The sequence below is a fragment of the Neisseria sp. P0020.S003 genome (genome assembly GCF_051957095.1).
GTDB lineage: Bacteria > Pseudomonadota > Gammaproteobacteria > Burkholderiales > Neisseriaceae > Neisseria > Neisseria subflava.
In genome coordinates this window covers 93,031-118,602 of sequence record NZ_JBQCWU010000003.1, presented here as the reverse complement: position 1 = coordinate 118,602, position 25,572 = coordinate 93,031, and the positions used below count along the sequence as shown (strand labels likewise).

Here is a 25,572-nt window from a genome sequence, read left to right as displayed (position 1 = left end):
GAAAAACAGATTTTCAGACGGCCTTTTATTTCCTTATTGATTGAACCATTTCAATCAAGCCTCTTGCACATCCACATCCACCGACCATCGGATTTTGCCGTCGCGGTTTTGCTGCAACACCTGCACCCACAAACTCACGGCGCGGTGCAAATCCTGTCGGGACGGGGATTCGAGGAAGATTTGCGCGCGTTCGCGTTCGGCGAGGCGCACCATCAGCATGGGTGCGGCGCCGAACTGGGAGACGCTTTCGGGCAAAAGCGGGGCGAGGGTTTCTTTGGCGGCGTTGAGAAACTCCATCGCATCGGCAACGCGCGGCGCGTCGGCGCGGACGGCGATCTGGAAACCGAAGGGCGGCATGGCGAACATTTGCCGTTCGTTCAATTCGTTTTCGGCAAACACGGCGTAGTCCTGCGCTTTGACGGCGGCGAAGACGGGATGTTCGGGCAGTTGGGTCTGTATCAACACCTTGCCGGGTTTGTCGGCGCGCCCCGCCCTGCCGGATACCTGCATCAGCTCGGCAAACAGCCTTTCCGGCGCGCGAAAGTCCGCGCTGTACAGGCTGCCGTCGGCGTTCAACACGATAACGAGGTTGAGCCGCGCGAAATCATGGCCTTTGGCGAGCATCTGCGTGCCGACCAGAATGTCGATTTCGTTATCGGCGATGCGGCGGTATAAATCCGCCCAGTCGTTTTTGTGCGCGGTGCTGTCCCTGTCGACGCGGACGACGACGGCCTTGGGCAGGAAGGCGCGCAGGGTTTCTTCGACGCGCTGCGTACCATGGCCGACGGCGGTCAGGTCTTGGTTGCCGCAGTCGGGGCATTTGAACGGGATGGGTTCGCGGTGGTCGCAGTGGTGGCAGCGCAGTTGGCGGGCGCGTTGGTGCAACACCATTTTGGCGGAACAGTTCGGGCAGCCGAAGGTATGGCCGCAGTCGCCGCAAAACAGCGCGGGCGCGAAACCGCGCCGGTTGAGGTACACCAGCGACATGCCGCCTGCTTCAAAGTTCTGCTTCAAAAGTTGCAAGGCTTGCGGCGAGAAGCCGTTGTCGAGTTTCAGACGACCTACGTTGAGGATGTCCACTTGCGGCAGTTGCGCGGCGGTATGGGCGCGCTCGGTCAGTTGCAGCAGGCGGTACGCGCCGCTTTGCGCCTTGTGCCAACTCTCCAAGCTGGGCGTGGCGCTGCCCAAGACGACGGGACAGCCGCTCTGCTTCGCCCGCCACACCGCCAAATCGCGGGCATGGTAGCGCAATTCGTTGTCCTGTTTGAACGAGCCGTCGTGTTCCTCATCGACCACAATCAGCCCGACATCAGGCAAAGGCGTGAACACCGCCAGCCGCGTGCCAATCACCAGCTTCGCCTGCCCCAACATCGCGCGCAAATAATCCTGCGTGCGCCTGCCTGCCGCCATCTGGCTGTGCAACACGGCAGTCGGCACGTCGGCAAAACGGTTTTCCACCCGCTTCAAAAGCTGCGGCGTGAGATTGATTTCGGGCAACAGAAACAACACCTGCCGCCCCTGCGCCAACACTTTCGCCATCGCATCAAAATACACTTCGGTCTTGCCGCTGCCGGTGATGCCGTACAGCAGAAACGGCTGGAAGCTGCCGGAGGTCGTCTGAATTTCATCGGAAGCCTGTTGCTGGTCGGCATTCAACACAAATTCAGACGGCCTTAAAACGGGTTTCGCCGCTTCCGTCGTTTCAATCCAGCCCTGCTCCGCCCAATCTTCGATTAATTTCGCCGCCTGCGCGTTCACCTGCTTCAACGCCGCCATCGTCATCCCGCCCGACAGCAGCGCGTCCCACAAAACCGCTTTTTTGTTGAACCTTGCCGGCGGCGGCGTTTGCGCCCTGCCCGCTTCGTTCAGCGCGTAAAACAACGGCGGCTGCGGCATTTCCACCGCGCGCGTTTCCTTCAAACCCTGCGGCAGCGCGGCAAACACTGCCTGCCCGGCCGGATAGTGGTAATAACGCGACGTAAATGCCAATAAATCACGCCAACTTTGAGGCAACGGCTTTTCTTCCACAAAGGCCGTCTGAACGCTCAAAATTCGCGCCGCATCCATATCGGGCGCGATATCCGTTTCCCACACAATCCCGACAACGGTTTTATTGCGGAAAGGCACAAGCACCCGCGTTCCCGGAGGAAGCAGCTCGGAATAGGAATAAGTCAAAAGGCCGTCTGAAAGCGGCACGTTCACAGCGATGCGGTAGTAAATCATACAAACAATCAAATCATTTTTTCGTATTTTAACAGCCGAAAGCTATTTTCAGACGATAAATTGAGCCTCAATACAATGCAGGCATGACAGAGGTTTGATACAATGCCTTACTTTCAACACACGCAAGTCTCTCGCATGAAAACCAAGTTAATCAAAATCTTAACACCGTTTGCCGTCCTTCCTTTGTTGGCATGCGGTCAACCTGCCGTATCCAACGCCAACGCCGCGCCTGCGCCGGCTGCCAAAGCAGAAGCGCCTGCCGACAAATCTGTTGCCGCTTCTTTGAAAGCGCGTTTGGAAAAAGTCTATGCCGCCCAAGATTTGAAAGTTTTGAGCGTCAGTGAAACACCGATTAAAGGCATTTATGAAGTTGTCGTCAGCGGCAAACAAATCATCTATACCGACGCCAAAGGCGACTATATGCTTGTTGGCGACCTCATCAACGTCAACACGCGCCAAAGCATGACTGAAGAACGCGCCGCCGATTTGAACAAAATCGACTTCGCTTCCCTGCCTTTGGACAAAGCCATCAAAGAAGTTCGCGGCAACGGCAAACTGAAAGTCGCTGTTTTCTCCGATCCGGACTGCCCGTACTGCAAACGCTTGGAGCATGAGTTTGAAAAAATGACCGACATCACGATTTATACCTTCATGATGCCGATTCCAAGCCTGCACCCTGATGCCGCGCGCAAAGCCGAGCTGTTGTGGTGTCAGCCTAATCCGACCCAGGCATGGATCGACTGGATGCGCAAAGGCAAGCTCCCAAGCGGCAAAGCAAACTGTGAAAACCCAGTTGCGGAAACCACTTCATTGGGTGAACAATTCGGCTTCAACGGCACGCCGACCGTAGTCTTCCCTAACGGCCGCAGCCAAAGCGGTTACAGCCCTATGCCTCACCTCAAAGAAATCATCGAGAAAAACCAGTAATACAGGGTTTAATCTCCATAAAGGACGCTTTACGCGTCCTTTTTTCATGTTACCCGCCATCAACTGTCTTCAGACGGCCTAAAAACAGACAAATATAAAAAAGGACGTGTCCAACACGTCCTTTTTTCCCTTTACCTTACAGGTAGAATTTTTCAATCACTTTCAGGTTTTCATCCAATTTGTACACCAGCGGCTGACCGGTTGGGATTTCCAAGCCCATGATGTCTTCATCGGAAATGCCCTCGATGTGTTTGGCCAACGCACGCAGGGAGTTGCCGTGTGCCGCAACCAATACACGTTTGCCGCTCAAGATGGCCGGAGCGATTTGGTCTTCCCAGAAAGGCAGGACGCGCTCGAGGGTAACTTTGAGGTTTTCGCCATCAGGTACGACATCGCTAGGCAGGTTGGCATAGCGGCGGTCGTTGTGGGCGGAGTGAGGATCTTTAGGATCGAGCAGCGGAGGCAGGGTGTCGTAGCTGCGGCGCCAGATGTGGACTTGCTCGTCACCGTATTTTTCTGCGGTTTGTTTTTTATCCATACCTTGCAGCTGGCCGTAGTGGCGCTCGTTCAAGCGCCATGATTTGATTTGTGGAACAAACAGTTGGTCGGATTCTTCCAAAACGATGTTACAGGTTTTGATGGCACGGGTCAGAACGGAAGTAAAGGCGATGTCGAACTCGTAGCCCTTCTCTTTCAGCTTCTTACCTGCTGCTGCGGCTTCTGCCAAACCTTGCTCGCTCAGCTTGACGTCGCGCCAGCCGGTGAAAAGGTTTTTCGCGTTCCATTCGCTTTGTCCGTGACGGATGAATACTAATTCCATGATAGTTTGCTCCAATGAAGTTTGGGAAAGGGTATTTATATCACACTTTGTCGCCGCGCTGATAACGCCGGCTGTTTCTTTTGATATGTTGCAAGTCTGCCTCTAGTCTTCAGACGGCCTTGTCGGAAGGTAAACGTCAAAACGCGTGCTTTTGCCTGTGTATTGATAAGCAGGTTTGCGCCCATCGAGAAATTCGCCCAAGCGCGGACGTTTGACGACAATGCGCTTTTTGGCGGTATTCAACGCTGCGTCCAACAACTCGGCTTCGTCTTGTGCCGCGCCGACCAAGTCATGAAAGTAAGCCATTTCTTTTTTCACGGCGGCGGTTTTGCGGCGTTCCGGATACATTGGGTCGAGATACACCACATCGGGTCTGCCGTTTTGCGTTGCCAATTCTTGCATTAAATCAACGGCATTGCCGAAGTGCAAAGTAATGCGTTGGGCAATCTCCCGTGTTTCTTCACTTTGCCCTGCCCTGTTGAGGCCATCTGAAAGTAGACAGGCAACGGCGGGATTTTGTTCAAAAGTTTGTACATTCAAACCCAACGAGGCAAGCACAAAACTGTCGCGTCCCAGTCCGCCGGTAGCGTCCCAGACAATAGGTTGCGCAGTATGGTTGACGGCTTTGGCAATCAACTCGCCTCCGCCTTTAGTGCGCCGATAATGGGCGGCACCGCCATCAAAATCAACGCGGACACGGCCTTTTTCACCGGCGCGGCACAAACTGATGCCGCTTTCGTCAGCGATAAGGAAATTGCCTTCTTCAGACTGCCGGTCGATAACGGTCAGCCCGAAAGGCGCGGCAAGGCTGCGAAGTTCGGTAGATGAAGTTTCGTCAAAATAAATCTTGTACATAAGGCTTATGTTTCAGACGGCCTTGAAAACTCAGGCCGTCTGAACGTTTTAATTGATGTCCAAGCGTTCCATGCGGTAGCGCATAGAGCGGAAGCTGATGCCCAAAAGTTTGGCGGCTTGGGTACGGTTGTAACGGGTTTGCTGCAAAGCCTGCTCGATGATGCTGCGTTCCACTTGGTCGAGGTAATCCTGTATCTGCATGGTCCGCGGATCAAACGGCGGAATCGGGCTGTGATTGAGTGTAGTTTCGCGTGCGTCAGGTTCGGCAATATCGTCAAAAGAGAAGCCGCTGCGTTCAGCCTTAACCTGTGGGGCGTTTTGAATCTGCAAGTCATCCACTTGTATCACTTGGCCAACCGTCAGTGCGACGGCGCGTTCGAGGATGTTTTCCAACTCGCGGAAGTTGCCGGGATAGCTGTAATGCAACAGGGCTTCTTGGGCTTTCGGGCTGAGTTTGTAGGTTTGATTGCCGTGACGGTGTTTGTACAGCAGATACAAAATCAGCGCGCCCAAGTCTTCGCGCATTTCGCGCAAAGGCGGCATATGCAGGGTGACTACGTTGAGGCGGTAATACAAGTCCTGACGGAATGCGCCGCTTTCAACCAAGGCTTCGAGGTTTTTATGGGTTGCACAAATAATGCGCACATCCACAGAGGTTTCCCGCGCATCGCCGATACGGCGCACGGCTTTTTCTTGAATGGCGCGCAGGAGTTTGACCTGCATGGCAAGCGGCAAATCGGCAACTTCGTCAAGGAACAAAGTGCCGCCGTCAGCATGTTGGAAAAAACCTAAACGGTCTTGATCCGCGCCAGTAAAGCTGCCTTTTTTGTAACCGAAAAATTCGCTTTCCATCAGGTTTTCAGGAATGGCACCGCAGTTGACGGCAATAAACGGTTTGTCGGCACGGTTGGACAGCTCGTGAATCGTGCGCGCCGCCTGCTCTTTACCCGTACCGGACTCGCCGGAGATATAAACGGAAACAAGGCTGTGGGCCAATCTGCGAATCAGGTGGCGCACTTCGACCATTTGCGGCGAGGTACCCAACAGGCGCGGCATATCGTCCTCGCTTTCCAATATAGGTGCGTCTTGTTGCAAAGCAGGATTGATGCTGCCGGCCGAAAAACGCTCTTTTAAGGAATTGAGTCCTTCCGGAACAATCAAAGGCCGGTTAAATTCGCTCTGTACGCTCTTAGGAGGCGTAACGACAGGCTTGGCCGGTTGAGGTTCGGGTTTATACAGGGCGGCAGAAACTGGCACAGGCTGCGATTTGACTTTTTCAGACGGCGTGGGTTCGGCAGTATTGTCTGAAACCGACACTGCCGATTTAACCAATGAACGCAACTGCGACAGCGTAATCGGTTTTTGCAGATAATCAAACGCCCCTGCTTTCAAGGCTTCAACGGCTTGGTCGGCATTGCCGAAAGCCGTAATCACGGCGACTGGCGTGTCGAGCATCAGTTCATCAATGTGTTGGACAACCTCTAGGCCGGAGCCGTCGGGCATACGCATATCGGTCAACACCAGCGAATAATCGTTGCTGTCCAGCTTGTCTTTGGCTTCTTCAACACCAGCCGCAGTATCGACGCGCAGACCCATTTTCATCAGGGTCATTTCCATTAGGTCGCGGATGTCTGCCTCGTCATCAACAACCAAAACCGGCTCTTGCAATTTATTCATCCCGCGCTTGCTCCTTCGGTAAAATCAATTCAAACCCGTTCATTTCAGGGTGATAATGCAGCTGCCCCATATTGGCGTGTGCCAACTCGCGTGCGACGTAAAGCCCCAAGCCGGTGCCTTGTTTTTCGGTAGTGTAAAACGGCTCGAACAAATGATTTCGTACATCAGGCGGCACGCCTTTGCCGTTGTCCGCCACTACGATGGAAATATGCATCCTGCCGCTAGGGCGGATAAGGACGGTAATGGCGTTTTCGTCCTGACGGCTGTGTCGCCACGCATTGTTGCACAAGTTCCACATCACTTGCTGCAAGTGCATAGGATCGACCAATACGGTCAGATTGTTGCCGTCCATATTCATGCGCAGACAGCCGATGGCATCGGGATTGTTCAAGGTAAATTCCTGCTTGAACTCCAACCAGAATTTCATCAGATTAATCGGCTGGCGGCTGATGTTGTCTCGTTTGTTAAACAGGGATACGTCTTCCAACATCTTGTCGATGCGTTGGATATTGCTGTCGATGATGTTGTAGAGCTTGGCCTTGAGCGCGTCTGCCTCATTGCCCTCTTGCAACAAATCGCTGGCATGACGGATGGCGGACATCGGGTTGCGGATTTCGTGGGCAAGGTTGGCAGTCAACTGTCCGAGCGAAGTCAGCTTGGTGGACATGGCCTCCGCAGCCACTTCACGCAATGAGCGGACGTACAACATCAGCAGCTCGGTTTGCTCCTGAATCAGCGGAACGGCACGGACGTGCATGGCGTGTTGGAAAATATGGATATCGGTTTCAAAAGGTTTGTCGGGTTGACGCTGCCAGCGTGCGACCAGTTCGCCAAACACGATTTCCTGCTGATCGATAATCAGGCTGGGGAAATAGATTTTTGCCTGCTTGTTAAACAGCCACACGCGTTGGGTCGCATCAATCACCACAACCGCTTCCTGAACGCGGTTCAAAACCAAATGGTTCAAGCCGCTGATACGGCGGTATGCCAGTTGATGGCGGCTGGCGGACTCTGTAGCCTGCTCCAAATAACGGGCGGCAAACGATGTCAACATTGCCACCAGATAGCCTGCACCGATCAGCATCAAAGAATTCGCCATTGATTTCGCGTCCCAATTAAACGAATCGAAACGCATACTGCCGTCTAAAAACAGGTTCAAAATAAACAACATTGCCGTATAACCTGCATACAGCATGGGATAATGGCCATAACTGAGCAGACACGACGTAGCAACAAACGGCAAAACCAAAATCCCGAAACCGGAAGCCGTACCGCCGGAGATATACACCAAAACCATCATCATGGTGATGTCGACCACGGCGCTGGCATTGGGCAAATCCAAAGACTGCCACTGCCAGCCCGGACGGAACACGGAGAGCATAATCAGGAAGAAATACAGCGTTACCCAGATATAAAACGCAACGTCCGGCAACGAAACGCCAATCAGGTTGCCGCCTGTGTAGCTGCTGAACGCGTGCAAAACCAAAAGCGGTAAGACGATGGCTATTCGGGCAATGTTGATTACACCGGGAATCCGCTCCCTCAGATTACCCAGTTCTTGAAGATTGGCTCTGTTCATAAGTGAACCTTTTTTATTATCATGCAATGTCGTATAAATTTAATTTATTTAGATATATTTGTTCTTGTTTCAGGACAAACTTTTCAGACGGCCTGATATTTCCAATACCTTGCCTTTTTTACCGCGTTTGCCGTCAATATCGGCAATACGCAGTTTTTCCTGATGTTCTGCACCGCGTTGGCCGACCGATACAACGGTAAATTCAGGAGAAGTCGTTACCATAATGTGTTCCAAAGATGCACCCTCGGCCAACGACATCAACTGCAAACCGCGCCCTTTGGGCATGACTTTGAGTTCGCCGATGGAAAACGCCAAGAGGCGGTGGTCGCTGCTAGCCAGTACGACTTTGCAGTCGGGATTGATGAGCGAAGAGGCATAAACCGCAATCGGCGGCAGGACGGTTTCGCCGCTGTCCACGGTCATCACCACTTTGCCCGCTTTCACGCGTCCGACCATGTCGCCCAGCTTGGCGATGAAGCCGTAGCCGCCGCTGCCTGAGAGCAGGTAGTGCTGTTCGGGCTGTCCGGTGAGCATGGCGACGGGTTTCGCGCCGTTTTGCAGCTCGACTAACGATGAAACCGGCACGCCGTCGCCGCGTCCGCCGGGGATTTCGGCGGTATCGAGCGTGTAGGTTCTGCCCAATGAATCCAGGATGACGACGGGCAAAACAGTACGGCCTTCGATGGTTTGTTTGAGGCGGTCGCCTTCTTTGAACGCGGTTTGGCTCAAATCGAGGTTGTGTCCGGCACGGCTGCGTATCCACCCTTTTTCCGACAGAATCAGCGTGATCGGCTCATCGGCGGTAGTCTGCGTCAACACGGCGCGTCCGGCCTCTTCCACCAGCGTGCGGCGCGCGTCGCCGAACTGCTTCATGTCCGCCTGCATCTCTTTGATAATCAGCTTGCGTTTTTCGTTTTCGTCGCCCAAAAGGATATTTAGACGACCTTGTTCTTCGCGCAATTCGTTCAATTCTTTTTCGAGTTTGAAACCTTCCAAACGCGCCAACTGGCGCAGGCGGATTTCCAAAATGTCTTCGGCTTGGATTTCGGTCAGCCCGAACGCCGCCATCAAATCGGCTTTCGGGTCGTCTGATTCGCGGATGACTTTAATCACTTCGTCGATGTGCAGAAAGACTTTCAGACGACCTTCGAGGATGTGCAGCCGTTTTTCCACTTGGTTCAAACGGAATTTCAGACGACGTGTTACGGTAACGACGCGGAAATCCAACCATTCCTGCAAAATCGTTTTCAGGTTTTTCTGCGTGGGGCGGTTGTCCAGCCCCATCATCACCAAGTTCATGGACACATTGCCTTCCAGCGAAGTCTGCGCCATCAGCGTGTTGATGAAGGTATCCGTATCGATGCGGCTGGATTTCGGTTCGAACACAAGGCGCACGGGATGTTCGCCGTCGGACTCGTCGCGCACGCGGTCGATTAAATCCAGCATCAACTTTTTGGTGTTGAGCTGGTCTTGGTTCAGCTGCTTTTTGCCCGCTTTCGGTTTTGGGTTGGTTTGCTCTTCGATTTCGGCAAGGATTTTGGCGGAATTGGCGTTTGGCGGCAGCTCGGTCACAATCACGCGCCATTGCCCGCGCGCCAGCTTCTCGATTTCATAACGGGCACGCACACGCACGCTGCCTTTGCCGGTTTCGTAAATCCGGCGCAATTCGTCCGCCGGCGTGATGATTTGACCGCCACCGGCAAAATCGGGCGCGGGAATATATTGCATCAGGTCGGCGGTTTCCAGCGTCGGCTTCTTCAACAGCGCAATCGCCGCCTGCGTCACTTCGTTCAAATTGTGCGACGGAATTTCGGTTGCCATGCCCACCGCGATGCCCGACGCGCCGTTGAGCAACACCATAGGCAGGCGGGCGGGCAGGTGCAGCGGTTCGTCAAACGCGCCGTCGTAGTTCGGCACGAAATCCACCGTGCCCTGATTGATTTCGGACAACAGCAATTCCGCAATCGGCGTCAGCCGCGTTTCGGTGTAACGCATCGCCGCCGGCCCGTCGCCGTCGCGCGAACCGAAGTTGCCGATGCCGTCGATTAAGGGGTAGCGCAAGGTAAAATCCTGCGCCATGCGCACCATCGCCTCATAGGCGGAACTGTCGCCGTGCGGGTGGTATTTACCCAAAATCTCGCCAACCACGCGTGCCGATTTCACCGGCTTCGCCCCCGCCGTCAAACCCATATCGCGCATGGCAAACAAAATGCGCCGCTGCACAGGCTTTTGGCCGTCTGAAACTTCAGGCAGCGCTCGGCCTTTGACCACGCTCATGGCGTATTCGAGATAGGCGCGTTCGGCGTACTGACCTAACAGCAGGTAGTCTTCGCCGATAGGAGATGGGCTTGGAGCGGAAATGTGTTCTGTCATCAGGATGGTAAAACGAAATAAATTAAAGAAGGATATTGTAAAGCAAAATCGGTAGTCATAGCCAATTTGAGTGATGAACGGTAGTGCAGCGACAATAAGGCTTACCGAATCAGGTCAGCAAATGGAATCCGTTTCGACAAAAAAGGCCGTCTGAAACCATTTCATGTTTCAGACGGCCTTTTCATTTTGGTTTTAAATCAAAACTTCGTTATTCTGTAGTAGCCGGTTTAGCCGCAGTTTTAATGGTTAAGGTCAACGCGGCGGCAATGGCGAGGAAAACACCGGCAAACGTCATCGCGTTGGCAGGGTTTGAACCCAAGAAGGTTTTGTACACCCAGCCGAAAGATACGGTTTCAATCAGCATTGGAATCACAATCATCATGTTCACAATACCCATGTACACGCCGTAACGTTCTTTCGGAATAGAACCGACCACAATCATAAACGGCACACCCATCATACTTGCCCAACCGACACCGAAACCGATCATCGGGGCAAACATCAGGTATTTGTTGCCGATGTGCGGAATGGTGAGCAAGGCCAGCGCGGCAAGGGTTACGGCAAAGGCGTGAACATATTTGGCGGCATATTTGCGCACCATCCACATCAGGCCGAAGGCGGAGATAAAGGTTACAACGTTGTAGAAACCGTTTACCAAACCGGTCCATGCAACAGCCTCCTGATAAGCAACCTTATCAGCAGAGGTGGAATCCCAAACAAATTTAACAAGACTGTGTGAAATATATTGCCAATAAATAAAAAGTGCATACCATTGGAAAAGATAAACTGAAGCAAGCTGCCACAAAGGTTTGGGCATTTCTTTGATGGCACTAAAGATCTCTTTGACGGCATGAACAGGACCTTTTGGTTGAGCTTTAATTGCTGCCATTTCTTGAGGTGAAGGTTCACGTTCAGGAGTAGTTAATACAGTTACTAGGACAGAACCAATAGAGCAAACCGCACCAATATAGAATGAGCCGAATACCCAATAAGGAATACCCACTTCAGAAGTTTGGTTCAACCAACCAACTTGTTTAAGGAGATAAAGAGAAATGTTAGCAAGGGTAATACCCAAACCGGTAAACACAGACTGCATCAAGAAACCGGTGGATTGCTGATTTTCAGGAACCGTATCGGCAATAAATGCACGGAAAGGTTCCATTGCGGTGTTGTTACTGATGTCCAAGAGCCACAGCAGCAATACAGCCATCCACAAGGCGGTAACGTGCGGATACAAGAACTAAGCATAAACTGCAACCGATCGCACCAATTAAGAAATACGGACGGCGGCGCCCCAATCCCGGTACCCATGTTCGGTCGCTCATTGCACCAATAATAGGTTGTACGATTAAGCCAGTAACCGGGCCGGCCATATTAAGGTAAGGCAATATACTGGGATCTGGATTAAGAAAGCTGAAAATCGGATTAATCGCAGTTTGCTGCAACCCGAAGCTATATTGAATACCGAAGAAACCGAAGTTCATCAGCATAATCTGGCGAAGTGTCATAGCCACTTGTGGGGAGATTCTCATAGGAAGGCTACTCCTGGGTAATAAACTATGGAAACAACAAACTCCAATTTCAGCGGTATGACGCTTTTATTATATTTGGGCTGCCCTTTTTACTAAGGCAACTCCGTTTTCAGACGGCCTTTATTTTGACCGTTTGCATGATTCTTATTTTGATGTGTGTTTGTATTGTTTAAAGTTTATTTTCAGGCCGTCTGAAACTATTTATTAATCACAGACTGACGCCAGATGGTTTCCTCAACGACCTTGACTGGCTGAACCGAGCCGGTCGGGTGTTCAATGTGTCGAAACAGCAAATCCGCCTCCATCGCACCCATGCGCAAATAAGGCAACTCTGTACTGGTCAACGGCGGAAACAGCGTCTCCGCAATCGCGCTGTGGTTATCATAGCCGGCAACGGAGACTTGCTCGGGAACCCGCACGCCGCGTGTCCTCAAAATCCCGTACACGCGCACCGCCATTTCATCGTTGCCGCAGCAAATTACCATCGGCGGAAGCGGCAAAGACAGCAGCTTCAAAATAGCCGAAATCAAAGACACGCTGTCGTTGCTGAAGTCAGGATAGCCAGTTTGCACCAAATCAGGATCGAAGACAATATCCGCATCAGCCAAAGCACGGCGGTATCCGGCCAATCTCAAACGTGTCGCTTCTACGCCCGGTTGCAAAGTTACATAAGCAATCCGTTTGTGTCCGCTTTGGATAATCCGGCGCACCAAGCCATACTGCCCTGCTTCATCGTCCGGCAAAACCGCAGGCGTACCCGCCGAATCAAAGCAGTTGACCAACACCATCGGGCAACGGTTGGGTACTTCCGGCAGCAATACTTCCTGATGGAAACCTGCCACATATAAAATCCCCTCGGCACGATGTTCCATAAAGGTACGAATCAACGGTTCCATCTGACCGGGCTGGCCCGGCTTATTGTCGATGTCGGCAATCATCAGAATCTTGCCTTGTGCGCGAATCTGCTGCTGAATGCCCTTAATCAAGAACATATCCGGTATGCCGTGTCCGCCCGTATTTTCGCCTGTCCGCGAAATGGCGCCGGTAATCAGACCGACCAATCCGGAACAGTGTGACCGCATAATCCGCGCCGCAGAAGACGGGATATAGCCCAAAGCAGCAATCGCTGTTTCTACTTTGGAACGGGTTTTATCACTGACCGGCGCATCGCCGTTAATCACCCGGCTGACCGTCTTGGGAGATACCCCGGCATAAGCAGCAACATCATAAATTGTAGCCATCTTACGGACTCGCCCCGACAAGATTTCAATAATGTTACATAGGATAACACAGCAGACATCGGTGTCATACCCCCTTTTTTACAGAAACTTTATGATAATCAACCGTTTCTATTGCATTTTGCATACATTTCTTAAACAAAACTGCCCCTACCACCTCCCAAAATTTGTCCAAATTTGTTAAACTACAAACAACTACAAAAAGCAGAAAATAGATACCCTGCTTGTTTACCGTTACATACTAAGGAAACGAGATGTCCGCATACTCAGACGCATGGCAGGCCTTGGAAGCCCATCATGCCGATACTCAACACGTTACCCTGCGCGAACGCTTCGCCGCAGATGCCGAACGTTTCAACAATATGCACGAAATTCTGCACGGTTTGTTATTTGATTACAGCAAAAACCGCCTAGATGAAAACACCCTTGATTTATTGTGCCAACTGGCCGAAGCAGCCGATTTGCCACAATATATGCAGGCCATGAGCAGCGGTGAAAAAATCAATACCAGCGAACACCGCGCCGTCCTCCACGCCGCCCTGCGCCTGCCTGCCAATGCCAAATCTGTTTACGTTGACGGCGAAAACATCGTGCCCAATATTCATCACGAACTCAACCGCGCACTCGAGTTCGCACGCCAACTTTTAGACGGCACGCACGCAGGCATTACCGGCAAACCGATTACCGACTTGGTTCACATCGGTATCGGCGGCTCCGATTTGGGCCCGCGCATGGCAACACAGGCGCTGCAGCCTTATTGGCAAAACATCCGCGTCCACTTTGTCAGCAACTCCGATGATGCCGACCTGACCCAAACCCTTCTCGGCCTCAACCCCGAGACCACCGTATTCAGCATTGCCAGCAAATCGTTCCGCACACCAGAAACCCTGCTCAATGCCTATGCGGCGCGTACTTGGTACCGAGATGCAGGTTTGCCTGATTCCGGCATCTACCGCCACTTCTGCGCCATTTCCGCCGATGTGGCCGCCGCCCAAAACTTCGGCATCTCCCCCGACAAAGTCTTCGCCATGTCCGACTGGGTCGGCGGCCGCTATTCCGTCTGGTCTCCTATCGGCCTGCCGCTGATGGTTGCCGTCGGCGAAAAAGCGTTCCGCAAAATGCTGGCCGGCGCACACGCGATGGATACCCACTTCTTCGAAACGCCATTCCGCCGCAACATTCCCGTCCTGATGGCGCTCATCAACGTTTGGTACAACAACTTCCAACATTCAGACGGCCAAACCGTTGTCCCATACAGCCACAACATGCGCCTCTTTACCCCGTGGCTCAACCAGCTCGATATGGAAAGCCTCGGCAAACAGCGTACTTCAGATGGCCAACCCGTTTTCTGCACCACCGGCGGCATTGTCTTCGGCGATGAAGGCGTCAACTGCCAACATGCCTACTTCCAGCTTCTGCACCAAGGTACGCGTCTGATTCCCGTCGACTTCATCGTCCCCATGACCACAGTCTACGGCAACCACCGCCAACACCGCTTTACCGTTGCCAATGCCTTCGCCCAAGCCGAAGCGCTGATGAAAGGCAAAACCTTAGACGAAGTGCAAATCGAATTGGCTGCCCTGCCCCAAGACGAACGCGACCGCCTTGCGCCGCAGAAAGAGTTCCCCGGCAACCGTCCGAGCAACAGCCTGCTTATCGACAGCCTGACACCTTTCAACCTCGGCATGCTGATGGCTGCTTACGAACATCGTACTTTCGTTCAAGGCGTGATTTGGCGTATCAACCCCTTCGACCAATGGGGCGTGGAATACGGTAAAGAGCTGGCCAAAACCATCGAACCCGAACTCGAACGCGGCACGCCTGCACACGACAGCTCCACCAACGGTCTGATCGCCTTCTACCGCAACTGCAACGCAAGATCGAAGGCCGTCTGAAAATAAAATGCCCGTAAGACAAGCATATCTGCCTGTCTTACGGGCATTTCAAAACCTAATCGGCGGTAAGAATGAACCGTTAAAGCACCGCACTTTTAGACAAAAGTAGCTAGATTTTGATATAAAAAAAGGCTAAATCGATAATGACTTAGCCTTTTTCATCAGACTTGATTAGTTGTTTGTTGTTAATGCGCCTAAATCTTTATCAACTAAGAACAAACCTTTACCATCTTCACCAAGAAGATTTAATTTATCCAAAATTCCACTGAATAATTTTTCTTCTTCATGTTGTTCAGCCACATACCATTGTAAGAAGTTAAAGGCAGAGTAGTCTTTCTCTTCAAAAGTTCTACCAACTAATTCATTGATTTTAGAGGTAATTAACTTTTCATGTTCATAAGTTAATTCAAGTACTTGTTTCAATGATGAAAATTGATGAGGTGGTTCATCAATTTGTGTGATGATAGCCAATGCGCCGGTCTCATTTAAATAAGTGAAGAGTTTACGCATATGCTGCATTTCCTCAGCCGCATGCTCTGATAAAAATTTTGCAGCTCCTTCGAAACCTTGTTGTTCGCACCAGGCGCTCATTTGCAAATATAAGTTAGAAGAATAAAACTCTAAATTCATTTGATCATTTAATAGTTTAATCACGCTATTTGATAACATTTTATTTCTCCTATTCTTATAAAGTTTTTAATTCACGATCAATGTAGTAGAGCGCTGTACCACTTTCACCAAGAAGTTTGAATTTATCAACAATACTGTTAAATAATTTTTCTTCTTCATGCTGTTCAGCTACATACCATTGTAAGAAGTTAAAAGTAGAGTAATCCTTTTCTGCAAAAGTACTCTCAACTAACTCATTAATTTTAGATGTCACTAGTTTTTCGTGTTCAAGTGTTGTTTCAAAAACTTCTTTTAATGAAGCGTAATCGTGTTTAGGGGCGTCAATTTTACCTAACAAAGGCATTCCACTGGTTTCGCTCACATAAGTAAACAACTTTTGCATATGTTCCAATTCTTCATCGGCATGACGAAGTAAAAATGCTGCAGCGCCTTCATAACCATGTTTATGGCACCATGCACTCATTTGCAAATAGACATTTGATGAATACAACTCGAGATTAATTTGTTCGTTTAATTTTGCTGTAATTGACTTACTTAGCATAACTAACTCCTTTTCTTAATGCGGTTAATAGATGTATCACAATACAAAATTTGTATTTGCGGATGAATTTTACTCATTTTATTGAGAATAGTCAATTTTATTTTATCAATTTTTATTGTAACCCATTAATTTAAAAGGATTTTATAAATAAATCATTCTCATTTGGTTCTATTTAATGAAATGAGTTATCAATATCGCCTTTGCCTAAATTCTCTAGAGAAATGATGAGGTGTTGGAAGGAGAATCGTAGATTTCCAAAGTTTTTTGCTCTCACTTATCAACTCCAAAATACTGGATAAATAGAAAACATGAAAATTCAATGTTTTTTATAGAATTACGCATCAAAGCGATATAGTTTCAAAGTAGGTTATCCTTAATATTTGAATGTGACAATTACCATTTATTATTTAACATAATATACATATTGTTGAAAAATCTACTGGTTAACTTCAATCAGGGAAAGCATGAAGAAGTTAGGAAGTTGGTTGGAAAGTTGATTAGGGTAAATTTTATTCAAATGAAAGACTAGGCTATGAAATCAAAATTTGTGTATAAGTTACTGGTAATTTCAAAGTACCTGTACATTTTAATTTGTATATCAATACCAATCGTTTTTATTTATGAAAGCTACCAAGGAGATAATGTTGATTTTATGATTTATATTCATGCTTTTATTATTTTCTCCATATTGGGTGTATTGACTCAATATTCTACATCTAATTTTTTTGAAAAGGAAAAATAACATGATTGAACTATCCATTGAGGATCTGGAACTAATTTATGGAGGAGGCTTAGGAGAGAGAATCCTTCAAGGAGGAGCAAATGGTGCATAAATAGGAGGATCAATTGGTGCAGGTATTGGTCTGGGTGTCGGTATAGCTTTTGGCAGTATTCCTGCCGGACCAGCTATTATGGTCGGTGGCACAATTGGTGCTGCTGTTGGTGCTGCAACTGGTATGGGTGTTGCAGCATATGAGTATTACCAAGAAACTCAGCCTAAAGGGACAGTAACGGTCGGTCCGATTTCTGCTTTTGCTGTGGACAAATCAGGAAACGGCTACACTGACGGCACAAATTACCACTGATATTTCTCATTGTTCAAACGATCTCTAGGGGTCGTCTGAAACTTTCTTAACTTCAATTTTATGAATACACCCAAGCAACCCTTCTTCCGTCCTGAAGTCTCCGTTGCCCGCCAAACCAGTTGTTCCAACAAAAGGCCGTCTGAAACTTAATTGGTCAAAGTTTCAGACGGCCTTTATTCAATAAAGATAGCAGAAGCTCATTCGCCATATCCCCCATCTTTGCTACAATATCCCTTTTCTTTTTTATTGATTCCACTATGACCACCGCACCCCAAACCAGCACTTGGCGTAAGATTTTCTCGCGCAGTATGCTGATTTGTATCTTTACAGGCTTCACTTCGGGGCTGCCGCTTTATTTTCTGATCAACCTGATTCCGGCATGGTTGCGCAGCGAACATGTCGATTTGAAAACCATCGGCCTGATGGCACTTATCGGGCTGCCTTTCACTTGGAAATTTATCTGGTCTCCCGTCATTGATTTGGTCAGATTACCTTTTTTAGGACGGCGACGCGGTTGGATGCTGGTTACGCAAATTGGTTTGCTGCTGACCTTGCTCATTTACGCCTTCCTAAATCCTGCTCAGCATTTATATGTAATTATGGGCTTATCGTTGGTGGTCGCCTTTTTCTCTGCCAGCCAAGATATTGTATTGGATGCATTTCGACGCGAAATTTTGTCAGATGAAGAATTAGGCTTAGGCAACTCTATCCACGTCAATGCCTACCGTATTGCTGCTTTGGTACCTGGCTCACTCAGCTTGATTTTGGCCGACTTGATGCCTTGGCACAACGTATTCATCATTACTGCACTATTTATGCTGCCCGGTCTGCTAATGACCTTATTTTTAGCTAAAGAGCCTGACATTCCACCATCTGTGTCGCGTACATTTGCCCAAACAGTTTCTGACCCTTTCAGTGAGTTTTTCTCCCGCAAAGGAATCAAACAGGCCATATTGGTATTGCTGTTTATCTTTCTCTACAAACTGGGCGACAGCATGGCCACTTCTTTGGCTACACCGTTTTATCTGGACATGGGCTTCAGCAAAACCGACATCGGCCTCATTGCCAAAAATGCCGGCCTGTGGCCTGCTGTGATTGCCGGCATTGCCGGTGGTATTTGGATGTTGAAACTCGGGATCAACAGGGCATTATGGGTTTTCGGCGTGGCGCAATGGGTTACTATTCTAGGCTTTGCCTGGTTGGCAAATTTTGGCAAATTTGAAGCCATCACACTGACAGAGCAAATGATGCTTGCGGCTGTGATTGGTGCAGAAGCAGCGGGCGTAGGTCTGGGTACAGCGGCGTTTGTTGCCTATATGGCTCGTGAAACCAATCCTGCATTTACGGCCACACAATTAGCCCTCTTTACCAGCCTGTCAGCCGTTCCCCGTACATTTATCAATGCTTCGGCAGGTTATCTGATTGAAGCGATGGGTTACTTTAATTTCTACTGGCTGTGTTTTGCTTTGGGCATACCGGGTATGTTGTTGCTGTTTAAAGTAGCACCATGGAATGGCGAAAAAGTGAGTAACTAGATTGCCAGTCTAAAACATCTAGTAAAACAAAAGGCCGTCTGAATGTTCAGACGGCCTTTATCATACAAAAGCTTTATTCGGCAGCAGGTTTAACAGTACTGCGGACATCGCCGCTTTTTTCTTTATGTTTCAAAACAGCGCGGTCGAGTTTGTCCATCAAAACATCAATCGCGGCGTACATATCCTGTTCAATCGCTTCAACGTGCAAATCTTTGCCTGCCAGATGCGCATCGGCTTCGGCTTTTTGATTGACTTTTTCCACCGAGAGCGTAATGGTCACGGAGATGATGTTGTCGGCGTGGCGATTGATTCGTGCCAACTTATCGGAAACATAGTTTTTGATGGCTTCGGTAACATCAAAATTCAGACCGGTGATTTTCAGATTCATGATACAGCTCCTTCGGTTGATTAGTCCGTCAAAACGGATCGGAATATATCTACTCGGTAAATTTTCGTTTGTGTGCCGGTGGGATGTCTAATGATTCTCTATATTTAGCGACTGTTCGTCTGGCGATTTCAATGCCGCGTTGTTTTAATAATTTGACGAGGGTCTCGTCCGAATAAGGTTTGCTGCTGTCTTCACTTTCAATCAGCTGGCTCAATACGGCTTTGATTGCGCCTTGGCTGAACCCTTCGCCGTCATCGTCGGCATTCACTGCCTGTGTGAAGAAATAGCGTAACGCAAACAGGCCGCGCGGGCAAGACAAATATTTCTGATTGGCGGCGCGCGAGATGGTACTTTCCGCCAAACCCAATTCGGCAGCGGCATCTTTCATCAGCATTGGCGACAGGCCGATTTCTCCGAAAATGAAAAAATCTTCCTGATTTTTGACGATATACTCAGCAAGGCGGAGGACCGTGCTTTTACGCAGCTCCAAAGAATCAATACGCTGCTTGGCTTCGTTAATTTTTTCCTTCCACTCCGGTGCACCCTCTTCCGCTGATTTCATCAGGTCGCAATATTCCTGATTAAGCCGCAACTTCGGCCAAGCCGCCTCGTTGCTGATGACTTCCCAGCCATCCTTGCCCTCTTTGACCCAAACGTCAGGCTGAATATAAGGCGTGGGCGTGGCAGAGGCAAAACCGTAGGCCGGATAGGGATTGAGCTCGGCAATCATATCGAGCGCGGCTTCTATGGTTTCGCTGTCGGTATCGGGATAGAGTTTGCGGAAACGCAGAACATTTTGTTTGCGGTTTTTGCCTAAGTCTTGAAGCGAACTTTGCACCAAATGCGCGGCCATTTGTCGGGCAGGAGAAGCCGGCAAACGCATTAACTGCAGCATGAGCGACTCGGTCAAATCCGCCGCCGCCACGCCGGGCGGATCAAAGGTTTGCAATACATCCAGCGCATTTTGCAGGGTTTCTTCGTCCAGCATCCATTCCAACGGCGTGTAGTCGATGATTTCTTCGAGGCTGTCGGTGAGGTAGCCTTGTTCATCCAAAAAATCAATCAAGACATGAACATAGGCCGCTTCCACTTGCGAGAGCGGATGCTCGCACACTTGGGCATGCAGATAGTGTTTGAAATCCTCTTCTTCGGCGATGTTGCTCCAAATATCTTCGGCATCGTCGCCGCTCAACTGCTGACCTGAGCGCGGCATGGTGACGGTACGGTTGAGTCCGCTATCGGCAAACTCATCGGTTTCCGGACGCTCAAGCAGAGGATTGTCCAACAACCAGTCTCCCACTTTGCGCTCAAGCTCAAGACCCGACATCTGCAAGATGCGCAAAGACTGCTGCAGCCGCTGGTTGAGCTGCTGGGTCTGTTTGAGTTTAAGGACGAGTGAAGACATAGTGTTTTTTTCAAAGTGTATGGATAGTTTTTCAGTATTATATTTGTATTCTTAGTAATTATTTCAATATTTATAGCTACCCTCAATTGAAATGAGAGCCTCGTGTGAAGCCGGTTTTACGATTACCGTCAAATATGCATTCAATATTTGAAATTTTCACCCAAGTAAACCGAACGGACTTGTTCATTATTGACCAAATCATCCGGCTTGCCTGAAGCCAATACAGTACCGTCGCTGATGATATAGGCACGGTCGCAGATGCTGAGGGTTTCGCGCACGTTGTGGTCGGTAATCAATACGCCGATACCGCGTGATTTGAGAAACTCGATGATTTTCTGAATATCGATGACGGCAATCGGGTCAACGCCGGCAAAAGGTTCGTCCAGCAAAATGAAACGCGGCTGCATAGCCAACACGCGCGCGATTTCGACACGGCGGCGTTCGCCACCGGACAAGGACGGCGCAGGGTTGTTGCGCAGGCGTTCGATGTTCAAATCGGCCAACAGTTTTTCAAGTTCGGCATCGATGCGGCTTTTGTCCTTCATGCTGATTTCCAAAATGGCGCGGATATTTTGTTCCACGGTCATTTTGCGGAAAATCGAGGCTTCCTGCGGCAGATAGCCGACGCCGAGGCGGGCGCGCTCGTGAATGGGCAGGTGGCGCAACTCTTGTCCGTCCAGCATCACGCTGCCTGCATCGGCGGCAATCAGGCCGACAATCATGTAAAAGCTGGTGGTCTTACCCGCGCCGTTGGGACCGAGCAGGCCGATGACTTCGCCGCTTTCGATTTCAAGGGAGAAGCTTTTGACGACTTGGCGTTTTTTGAAACTTTTTTGCAGGTTTTGAACCACAAGACGGCTGTTGTTTGCGCTCATATTCTGTTGACTTTCGATATTGACCTCAGGCCGTCTGAACCTTTTTCAGACGGCCTTTTTGTGTGTTTTCTTATTTGTTTTTCTGCGTGCTGGACGGCTGGATGACAACGCTGACGCGGCCGGATTTGGCGGCGGATTTCACACCGGATTTGGCACTGCCGTTGATGGTGTAAACCTCGGTTTTGGTGTTGTAAGTGATGACCGCACCTTCAGCCACATCGCCGCCGCGCTGTACTTTGGCATTGCCGGTCAGGGTAACCAGACTGGCTGCGGAAGAATAGGTGACGGTATTGGCTTGGCCGTTGACCACGCCTTTGCCGCCGTCCAACTCTTGGCTGAATTTGACGGGCGAGCCGGTGGCTTTCATCAACTGCTCGCTTTTGTCGTTGCGCGAAACAGTTACGCTGCCGGCACGGATATTGAGCGTGCCTTGTTTGATGATGACGTTGCCGGAAAAGGTAGTGCTTTGGTTGTTTTGGTCAAGCGAGCCTTGGTCGGCTTCGATTTGAATCGGCTGCTTGCTGTCGCTTTGCAGGGCAAAAGCCGGGCTGGCGGCAAAAACGGCAACAAGGGCTAAGGTTTTACAAATTTTTTGTATCATAAATTGTGGCTTTCACTTTGGAAGGGAAATTCAGCAAACCGGTTTTGTGGTCATAAGTCATGCCGTTTGCCTGACCGCCGGACTGTCCGTATTGGAAAGTAACGGGGCTGTCGGTATAGGCGTATTGCGCCTCGGTATCGACATTCAAACGTTCGGTTTTGACGATACCGGCCAAACGCTTGGCATCTGCCGCTTTGTTTAAGACGACATTCTGTTCAAAAACGACTTTCTTATTTTGAATATTGTACGCGGCCTTGTCGCTGCCGACTTCGTACAGCAGGCTGCCGTCGCGGTAAAACGAAAGATGCGGTTTGTCCAAATGCACGTCCGCGCTATTGGGATATTGGACGGCATCGACCGCGCTCAGGTTTTCTTTCAGACGGCCTTCTTGGTCAAAACGTTTGCCGTTGATGCCTTTCATCGCATATTGCGGCTCATTCGGATTGAGGATGACTTCTTCGACCTGCACTTCGCTGATGCGGCCGAGCCACGCCGCCAATGCGCCGAGTGAAACGGCCAACACCAGCGGAAAGGCGATTCCGTAACGCCATCTGATTTTCATCGTACATACTCTTTCAAAGCAGGTTCAAGCGTACCTTGCGCCTGCATAATCAAATCGCACACTTCACGCACCGCGCCTGCGCCGCCGGAACGTCGGGTTACATAATGGGCGTATTGCAACGTAAACCAATGCGCTTCAGGGACGGCGACCGCCAATCCGCAACGCACCATCACAGGCAAATCGACGACATCGTCGCCGACAAAGGCGCACTCATTCTCCTCCACACCTGCCTGTTCGCGTAATTGGGCGTAGGCGGCACGTTTGTCGTGAATGCCTTTGAAGTAATAGTTGATGCCGAGCTGCTTCACGCGGATACCGACGGAAGGCGCATCGCGGCCGGTAATAATCGCCGTTTGCACGCCGCTGGCCTGAAGCATTTTCAAACCGTGTCCGTCCAAAGTGTGGAACGATTTGATTTCTTCGCCGTTGTCGCGGATAAAAATGCGGCCGTCGGTCAAAACACCGTCCACATCCAGTATCAGCAGTTTGATACCTAAAGCGCGTTGTTGCAGGTCGGAAGAGAGGTTTTGCATAAGGTTTCCTTATTTCAGACGGCCTATTCTAGCATAAGGCCGTCTGAAAACGTTTTTGCCGTCGATTCAGACAATTCGTGCCATCAATAAATCGTGCATGTTCAGCGCACCAATCAATACGCCGTTTTCTTCGACCACCAGCAAACCGTTCACATGGCCGCTTTGCATGGCTTTCAAAGCTTCGGTGGCAAGACGGTCGGCAGAGATGGTTTTCGGCGAAGCGTGCATGATGTCGTCCACTTTCAAACCGGCAAAGCTGTCGCGTTCTTGAAACAGACGGCGCAAGTCGCCATCGGTAAATACGCCTTTCAGACGGCCTTCGGCATCGGTTACCGCCAACATGCCCAAACCTTTTTCACTCATGCGGACAATGGCCTCTTTCAACGGTGTACCCAACAAAACGGCAGGCAGAGCTTCGTCTTTGTGCATAATATCCGCCACGCGCAGCAGCAGGCGTTTGCCCAAACTGCCCGCCGGATGGCTCAATGCAAAATCGTCGGGCGTGAACGCGCGTGCGCGCAAAAGAACGACCGCCAACGCATCGCCCAAAGCCATAACGGCGGTGGTGCTGGTCGTCGGGGCAAGTCCCAGCGGGCAGGCTTCTTTGGAAACTGATGCCGTGATGTGGATGTCGGCATGGCGCGCCATGGTCGAGCCGGGGCGGGCGGTGATGCAGATGAGGGTGATGTTTTTGCGTTTGAGCGCGGGAATAATGGCGGCGATTTCGTCGCTTTCACCGGAATTGGAAATCGCGACGACGACATCGTTATCCACAATCATGCCCAAGTCGCCGTGCGCCGCTTCCGCAGGATGGACGAAAAACGCGGGTGTGCCTGTTGAAGCCATGGTCGCCGCTATTTTGCGCCCGATATGTCCCGACTTGCCCATGCCTGTAATGACGACCCTGCCTTTACAGTGCAACAGCGCGTCTGCCGCGTGGACGAATTGTTCGTCCAATTCCGCCGCAATTTCGCGCAAGCCTTCCGCTTCGGTGTGCAACACTTCGCGCGCCCAATCGAGATATTGACCGTTTCCTGCCATAAATGAATGCCTTTTTGTGTTCGTTTTATATGATTTTGGACATGATGAAATGCCCTAATAAACTATCCAAATTTTCCGAATAGGGGTAGCATTACTGCCTGCTTCGCAAATAACCTATATTTAAAGGAATCAGAGATGACTATTTTATCGGACGTTAAAGCATTAGGACAACAAATCTGGCTGGACAACCTTTCCCGCTCGCTCATACAAAGCGGCGAATTGGCGCAAATGTTGAAACAAGGCGTGTGCGGCGTAACTTCCAATCCCGCCATCTTCCAAAAAGCCTTCGCCGGCGACGCGCTTTACGCCGATGAAGTCGCCGCCCTCAAGCAGCAAGACCTCAGCCCCAAACAACGCTACGAAACCATGGCGATTGCCGACGTACAGGCAGCCTGCGACGTTTGCCTTGCCGAACATGAATCCACCGGCGGCAAAACCGGTTTCGTCAGCCTCGAAGTTTCTCCCGAGCTTGCCAAAGACGCACAAGGCACGGTAGAAGAAGCCCGCCGTCTCCATGCCGCCATCGCGCGTAAAAACGCCATGATTAAAGTCCCCGCTACCGACGCAGGCATCGAAGCACTCGAAACCCTCATTGCCGAGGGCATCAGCGTGAACCTGACCCTGCTGTTCTCACGCGCCCAAACCCTCAAAGCCTATGCAGCCTACGCACGCGGCATTGCCAAACGTTTGGAGGCAGGACATGACGTTTCCCATATTCAAGTTGTCGCCAGCTTCTTTATTTCCCGTGTCGATGCCGCATTGGACTCCACTCTGCCCGACCACCTCAAAGGCAAAGTCGCCATCGCGCTGGCCAAATTCGCCTATCAAGATTGGGCGCAATACTTCGGCAGCAGCGAATTTGCCGCACTTGCCGAAAAAGGTGCCAACCGCGTACAACTTCTGTGGGCATCTACCGGCGTGAAAAACCCTGCCTATCCTGACACTTTGTACGTTGACAGCCTGATTGGCGCCCATACCGTCAACACCGTTCCCGATGCGACACTCAAAGCCTTTATCGACCACGGCACCGCCAAAGCCACTTTGACCGAAGGTGTGGATGAAGCCCAAGCGCAGCTTGCCGAAACCGCCAAACTCGGCATCGATGTCGAAACTTTGGCAACTCGTTTACAGGAAGACGGTTTGAAACAATTTGAAGACGCTTTCGCCAAACTGCTGGCTCCCTTGGCTTAAGCGGATTGAACGGACGGCCGAGAAACTTAAATCATTTTGAAAAGTCTCAGGCCGTCTGAAACCCAA

Annotated in this window: 21 protein-coding genes and 1 pseudogene; 5 read left to right on the top strand and 17 right to left on the bottom strand. The window is 50.4% G+C overall.

The genetic code is table 11. The features are described from left to right. Positions 1-54: 54 nt before the first annotated feature. A complete protein-coding gene (locus ACTHTQ_RS03465; protein WP_440363103.1) occupies positions 55-2,223 on the bottom strand; it encodes a primosomal protein N' in 2,169 nt (722 codons plus the stop codon). Positions 2,224-2,358: 135 nt separating this feature from the next. Between ACTHTQ_RS03465 and ACTHTQ_RS03460 the strand changes: the two genes are divergently transcribed. After that, positions 2,359-3,150, top strand: coding sequence for a DsbC family protein (locus ACTHTQ_RS03460; RefSeq protein WP_004518838.1), 792 nt, complete (start codon positions 2,359-2,361; stop codon positions 3,148-3,150). A 136-nt stretch (positions 3,151-3,286) separates the two neighbouring features. On the opposite strand, the gene ACTHTQ_RS03455 is transcribed toward ACTHTQ_RS03460, so the two are convergent. The 7 genes and pseudogenes from ACTHTQ_RS03455 to ACTHTQ_RS03425 all read right to left on the bottom strand — a co-directional run bounded on the left by ACTHTQ_RS03455 (position 3,287) and on the right by ACTHTQ_RS03425 (position 13,227). After that, a complete protein-coding gene (locus tag ACTHTQ_RS03455) occupies positions 3,287-3,970 on the bottom strand; it encodes a 2,3-diphosphoglycerate-dependent phosphoglycerate mutase (protein ID WP_003679823.1) in 684 nt (227 codons plus the stop codon). Between the two features lie 102 nt (positions 3,971-4,072). Further along, entirely contained in the window at positions 4,073-4,825 is a 753-nt protein-coding gene (locus tag ACTHTQ_RS03450; RefSeq protein WP_440363102.1) for a class I SAM-dependent methyltransferase, read from the bottom strand. Positions 4,826-4,873: 48 nt separating this feature from the next. Beyond that, positions 4,874-6,502 (bottom strand): sigma-54-dependent transcriptional regulator, encoded by a 1,629-nt coding sequence (locus ACTHTQ_RS03445; protein ID WP_440363101.1) that lies wholly within the window; start codon positions 6,500-6,502, stop codon positions 4,874-4,876. Continuing rightward, on the bottom strand, positions 6,495-8,081 hold the full coding sequence (locus ACTHTQ_RS03440; RefSeq protein ID WP_070748451.1) for a two-component system sensor histidine kinase NtrB: 1,587 nt from the start codon (positions 8,079-8,081) through the stop codon (positions 6,495-6,497). Before ACTHTQ_RS03440 ends, ACTHTQ_RS03445 begins: the two co-directional genes overlap by 8 nt. 69 nt (positions 8,082-8,150) lie before the next feature. Beyond that, on the bottom strand, positions 8,151-10,454 hold the full coding sequence (gene parC / locus ACTHTQ_RS03435; protein WP_440363100.1) for a DNA topoisomerase IV subunit A: 2,304 nt from the start codon (positions 10,452-10,454) through the stop codon (positions 8,151-8,153). A 208-nt stretch (positions 10,455-10,662) separates the two neighbouring features. Beyond that, positions 10,663-11,986: pseudogene (locus tag ACTHTQ_RS03430) on the bottom strand (MFS transporter). Positions 11,987-12,183: 197 nt separating this feature from the next. Beyond that, positions 12,184-13,227: a LacI family DNA-binding transcriptional regulator gene (locus ACTHTQ_RS03425; protein ID WP_440363099.1), complete on the bottom strand. Its 1,044-nt coding sequence runs from the start codon at positions 13,225-13,227 to the stop codon at positions 12,184-12,186. A gap of 251 nt (positions 13,228-13,478) precedes the next feature. Here ACTHTQ_RS03425 and pgi point away from each other — a divergent pair, with 251 nt between their 5' ends. Continuing rightward, positions 13,479-15,119, top strand: coding sequence for a glucose-6-phosphate isomerase (gene pgi / locus ACTHTQ_RS03420; RefSeq protein ID WP_440363098.1), 1,641 nt, complete (start codon positions 13,479-13,481; stop codon positions 15,117-15,119). Positions 15,120-15,290: 171 nt separating this feature from the next. On the opposite strand, the gene ftnA (ACTHTQ_RS03415) is transcribed toward pgi, so the two are convergent. Both ftnA (ACTHTQ_RS03415) and ftnA (ACTHTQ_RS03410) read right to left on the bottom strand, forming a co-directional pair. Then, positions 15,291-15,788, bottom strand: coding sequence for a non-heme ferritin (ftnA, locus tag ACTHTQ_RS03415; RefSeq protein WP_003686798.1), 498 nt, complete (start codon positions 15,786-15,788; stop codon positions 15,291-15,293). Positions 15,789-15,804: 16 nt separating this feature from the next. After that, positions 15,805-16,290: a non-heme ferritin gene (gene ftnA / locus ACTHTQ_RS03410; protein ID WP_003686837.1), complete on the bottom strand. Its 486-nt coding sequence runs from the start codon at positions 16,288-16,290 to the stop codon at positions 15,805-15,807. Between the two features lie 911 nt (positions 16,291-17,201). Here ftnA (ACTHTQ_RS03410) and ACTHTQ_RS03405 point away from each other — a divergent pair. Together ACTHTQ_RS03405 and ACTHTQ_RS03400 are read left to right on the top strand one after the other, a co-directional pair. Beyond that, positions 17,202-17,375, top strand: coding sequence for a hypothetical protein (locus tag ACTHTQ_RS03405; RefSeq protein WP_224783520.1), 174 nt, complete (start codon positions 17,202-17,204; stop codon positions 17,373-17,375). Positions 17,376-17,632: 257 nt separating this feature from the next. Then, entirely contained in the window at positions 17,633-18,910 is a 1,278-nt protein-coding gene (locus ACTHTQ_RS03400; RefSeq protein WP_440363097.1) for an AmpG family muropeptide MFS transporter, read from the top strand. 73 nt (positions 18,911-18,983) lie between these two features. On the opposite strand, the gene hpf is transcribed toward ACTHTQ_RS03400, so the two are convergent. The 7 genes from hpf to ACTHTQ_RS03365 form a co-directional block, all read right to left on the bottom strand. Further along, positions 18,984-19,298 (bottom strand): ribosome hibernation-promoting factor, HPF/YfiA family, encoded by a 315-nt coding sequence (hpf, locus tag ACTHTQ_RS03395; RefSeq protein ID WP_003679851.1) that lies wholly within the window; start codon positions 19,296-19,298, stop codon positions 18,984-18,986. A gap of 49 nt (positions 19,299-19,347) precedes the next feature. Continuing rightward, positions 19,348-20,703, bottom strand: coding sequence for an RNA polymerase factor sigma-54 (rpoN, locus tag ACTHTQ_RS03390; protein WP_440363096.1), 1,356 nt, complete (start codon positions 20,701-20,703; stop codon positions 19,348-19,350). 140 nt (positions 20,704-20,843) lie between these two features. Further along, complete coding sequence (gene lptB, locus ACTHTQ_RS03385; RefSeq protein ID WP_003679854.1) at positions 20,844-21,578, bottom strand: LPS export ABC transporter ATP-binding protein; 735 nt, start codon at positions 21,576-21,578, stop codon at positions 20,844-20,846. A gap of 70 nt (positions 21,579-21,648) precedes the next feature. Continuing rightward, on the bottom strand, positions 21,649-22,179 hold the full coding sequence (lptA, locus tag ACTHTQ_RS03380; RefSeq protein WP_049328829.1) for a lipopolysaccharide transport periplasmic protein LptA: 531 nt from the start codon (positions 22,177-22,179) through the stop codon (positions 21,649-21,651). After that, positions 22,160-22,741: an LPS export ABC transporter periplasmic protein LptC gene (lptC, locus tag ACTHTQ_RS03375; RefSeq protein ID WP_440363095.1), complete on the bottom strand. Its 582-nt coding sequence runs from the start codon at positions 22,739-22,741 to the stop codon at positions 22,160-22,162. The genes lptA and lptC overlap by 20 nt, the downstream gene beginning before the upstream one ends. Continuing rightward, complete coding sequence (locus ACTHTQ_RS03370; protein WP_440363094.1) at positions 22,738-23,274, bottom strand: KdsC family phosphatase; 537 nt, start codon at positions 23,272-23,274, stop codon at positions 22,738-22,740. Before ACTHTQ_RS03370 ends, lptC begins: the two co-directional genes overlap by 4 nt. A 66-nt stretch (positions 23,275-23,340) precedes the next feature. Beyond that, positions 23,341-24,315 (bottom strand): KpsF/GutQ family sugar-phosphate isomerase, encoded by a 975-nt coding sequence (locus ACTHTQ_RS03365; protein WP_440363093.1) that lies wholly within the window; start codon positions 24,313-24,315, stop codon positions 23,341-23,343. A 135-nt stretch (positions 24,316-24,450) separates the two neighbouring features. Here ACTHTQ_RS03365 and tal point away from each other — a divergent pair, with 135 nt between their 5' ends. Further along, positions 24,451-25,506 (top strand): transaldolase, encoded by a 1,056-nt coding sequence (gene tal, locus ACTHTQ_RS03360; protein ID WP_440363092.1) that lies wholly within the window; start codon positions 24,451-24,453, stop codon positions 25,504-25,506. Positions 25,507-25,572: the final 66 nt, after the last annotated feature.